Origin of the sequence: Streptomyces sp. NPDC029216 (assembly GCF_040648015.1) — a bacterium.
Classification (GTDB): Bacteria; Actinomycetota; Actinomycetes; order Streptomycetales; family Streptomycetaceae; genus Streptomyces.
Window position 1 is genome coordinate 1 of record NZ_JBEZWL010000302.1, and the last position, 1,851, is coordinate 1,851.

The 1,851-nt window shown below is 77.9% G+C and carries 1 protein-coding gene and 2 pseudogenes; 2 read left to right on the forward strand and 1 reads right to left on the reverse strand.

Translation table 11 applies throughout. The features are described from left to right. A pseudogene (locus AB0F18_RS39160) lies at nucleotides 1-320 on the reverse strand (TetR/AcrR family transcriptional regulator); the annotation flags it as partial. A gap of 143 nt (nucleotides 321-463) precedes the next feature. Here AB0F18_RS39160 and AB0F18_RS39165 point away from each other — a divergent pair. Further along, a pseudogene (locus AB0F18_RS39165) lies at nucleotides 464-979 on the forward strand (NAD(P)-binding protein); the annotation flags it as partial. 133 nt (nucleotides 980-1,112) lie between these two features. Next, a complete protein-coding gene (locus tag AB0F18_RS39170) occupies nucleotides 1,113-1,628 on the forward strand; it encodes a hypothetical protein (RefSeq protein WP_362070305.1) in 516 nt (171 codons plus the stop codon). Nucleotides 1,629-1,851 lie beyond the last annotated feature (223 nt).

Here is a 1,851-nt window from a genome sequence, read left to right on the forward strand (position 1 = left end):
CGCCGGCCGCCGACGGCCTGGACTTCCAGGCAGGCCGGCACGCGCGGCCGCCCCGGCCCCGCGAGCTGCGCCGCGAGCCCCGCCCGGTCCGACGGGCCCGGCCCGGCCGCCGGCAGGGCGTCCGCGAGGGCCCGGTACTGCTCCAGGCAGCGTTCGGCCACGGCCCGCAGGAGCGTGTCGCGGGTCGGGAAGTAGCTCTTGGCGGTCGGCGGCATCTCGGCGGCGGCGTCGACGGCCCGGTGCGTCAGCCCGCACCCGCCCGCCTCGGCCAGCACGGCCACGGCGGCGTCGCGCAGCCGGCCCCTGCGGTCCTGGTTCACCTCGGCAGCCTAACCACAGCCGTGGTACCGCGGATGGGGTACCACGGCTGTGGTGGGCGGGTGCGGGCCGCGCTCGGGCTGCGGGGTTCCACGGGAAGCGGGGGACGGGCCACGGCCGTGAACACGCGGGGAACGGCGCCCTGGTGGTCGGCGCGGGCGTCGGCGGGCTCGCCGCCGCCATCGGGCTCCGCCGCGCGGGCCGGACCGTGCGGGTCCTGGAACGCCGCACCACCCCGGAGCGCTACGGCACCGCCTTCGGCATCCATCCCACCGCCCAGGCCGGCCTCGGCCGGCTGGGCGGCCCGGGGATCGCCGACCCGCAGGCCCGGGAGGCGGTGCTCGTCGTCGGCGCCGACGGCACGAACAGCGCCGTCCGCACCGCCCCCTTCGGCTCCCGCGGCCGCGTCCGCACCCTCGGCACCGTCGCCTGGACCGGCATCGCCGGCTTCGAGACCGGGGCGTACGGGGAGACCCGGGGCGACGGCCGCTCCTTCGGCATGACCCCCGTCGAGCCGGGCCGCACCAACCGGTACGCCGAGCACGCCCGGGCAGGTCCGGGACGCCTTCGCGGGCCGGGCCGGCACGACCCCGTGCCGCGGATCCTCGCCGACACCGGCCCGGCGACCTGGATCCGCTACGAGATGCGCCACCTCCACCCGGGCGCTCCCGGCCCTCGTCGGCGACGCCGCGCACGCCCCGCGTTTGGCCCGCCGCGGGGACGGGCAGGCGCCGGATGCGCCGAGTGGCGCAGAGGTGGTGGCGGACATGCGGAACGTGGGTACGCTGCTGCTCATGACGGGTCACCCCCCGGGTCCCCTCTGGACGGGCCGGGCCTCCAACCGTGCGCAGTGGCTGCTCGCCGCGGCCGGTGCGGCCTGTCTCGCGCTCGGCGTCGAGCTGGCCGTCGACAACTCCTGGACCTCCGGATACGTTCCGCTCCTGATGTCCGTGATCGGCTGCCTGGCCGCCGGGCTGCTCATCCTCTACGGCACCCTCGCCTTCGTGTACGTGGCCGTCACCGTCGACGCCGAGGCGATGGAGGTGCGCTGCGGCCACATCGGCCTGCCCCGCCGCAAGATCCGCCTCGCCGAGGTCACCGCCGCCGAGTTCGTCCCCCGCGTCACCCCGCGGCAGTGGGGCGGCTGGGGCTACCGCTGGCGGCCGGAGAAGGGCACCGCGGTGATCGTGCGGCGCGGGGAGGGCGTGGAGCTGCGGCTCGGCGACGGCAAGCTGTTCACCGTCACCGTCGACGACGCCGAGAACGCCGTCCGCGTCATCCGCACCCACCTGCGCGCCCTCGCCCGCTGAACCGGTCCCCCGCACCGGCCCTCCCCTCGGGCCTTACCGGTCCTTGGGGTACGGCCACGTACACTCCGCCAGATGAGCAGCAGTGTCACCCGGGCCGCCGCGAGCGAGCCCTCGCAGCCCGCCGGACCAGCCGTAGCGGAACCCACCCCCGCAGCCGCCGCCGGAGCCGCCGAGGCCGCCCCGGGCGCGGGCAGGCGCTGGGCCGGCCGGCTGGCGCGCCCAG